Source organism: Pseudomonas sp. HMSC057H01 (assembly GCF_001836405.1).
GTDB lineage: Bacteria > Pseudomonadota > Gammaproteobacteria > Pseudomonadales > Pseudomonadaceae > Pseudomonas > Pseudomonas aeruginosa.
This window is the reverse complement of record NZ_KV828477.1, coordinates 2,415-3,560: the sequence shown is the minus strand read 5'-3', so window position 1 is coordinate 3,560 and position 1,146 is coordinate 2,415. Positions and strand designations below refer to the sequence as shown.

Here is a 1,146-nt window from a genome sequence, read left to right as displayed (position 1 = left end):
TGCAGGTGGTGCGGGCCGGCCCAGATGTACAGGGAGATCAGCGCCCAGAAGTGGACGATGGACAGGCGATAGGAATAGACCGGACGCTCGGCCTGCTTGGGCACGAAGTAGTACATCATGCCGAGGAAGCCGGTGGTCAGGAAGAAGCCCACGGCGTTGTGGCCGTACCACCACTGGACCATCGCATCGGTGGCGCCGGAGTAGGCGGAGTAGGACTTGAACCAGCTCACCGGCAGCGACATGTGGTTGACGATATGCAGCATCGCCGTCACCAGGATGAAGGCACCGTAGAACCAGTTGCCCACATAGATGTGCTTGACCTTGCGCTTGACGATGGTGCCGAAGAACACGATCGCGTAGGTGATCCAGACGATCGCCAGGAGGATGGCCAGCGGCCATTCCAGTTCGGCGTATTCCTTGGAGGTGGTGAAACCCTGCGGCAGGGTCAGCACGGCGCCCACGATCACGGCCTGCCAACCCCAGAAGGTGAAGGCCGCCAGCGTGTCTGAAATCAGTCGGGCTTGCGAGGTACGTTGCACCACGTAGTACGAGGTGGCGAAGAGGGCGCACCCACCGAAGGCGAAGATCACCGCGTTGGTGTGCAGGGGGCGAAGGCGGCCGAAGCTCGTCCACGGCAGGTCGAAGTTCAATTCGGGCCATACCAGTTGGGCGGCGATCAGGACACCGAGACCCATTCCAATGACCCCCCAGACCACCGTCATAACGGCGAACTGGCGGACCACCTTATAGTTATAAGCAGTCTGACTGATTGCTGTGCTCATGCTAGGGGTTCCACGGTTAATGGACTTTTTTAGGGACAAAAAATCGGCGGCAAGTATGGAGAAAGCGGGTGGGCATTGCAACGCGCCAGGCCAGGGGCGACGCCAGTTTGATGCCTGCTTCAGAGCGCTTTCCAAGGCGGCCGTATGGCTTTCTGGCGCTATCCGGGCGAGTGGGTTCGGCCGGTGAAGTTAGGTGTCCCGTCGCTCTGCCGGAGAGGGACGAATGCAGAGCAGCTTAGACGCGATTGAAAAGGAAGGGTAGGAAAGGCGTCCGCTGGTGCGACACTTCGTCGCGCCGCCTGGGACTAAGGTCTGAGACCGGGGGAAGGACCCGCGCCCGGGAGGGCGCGGGTGGGGGAGGGGT

General features: G+C 61.3%; 1 protein-coding gene. It reads right to left on the bottom strand.

Going from position 1 to position 1,146, the window contains the following annotated elements:
• On the bottom strand, positions 1-782 hold a 782-nt coding region (locus HMPREF2581_RS17345; protein WP_048766392.1), incomplete at its 3' end, for a cbb3-type cytochrome c oxidase subunit I.
• Positions 783-1,146: the final 364 nt, after the last annotated feature.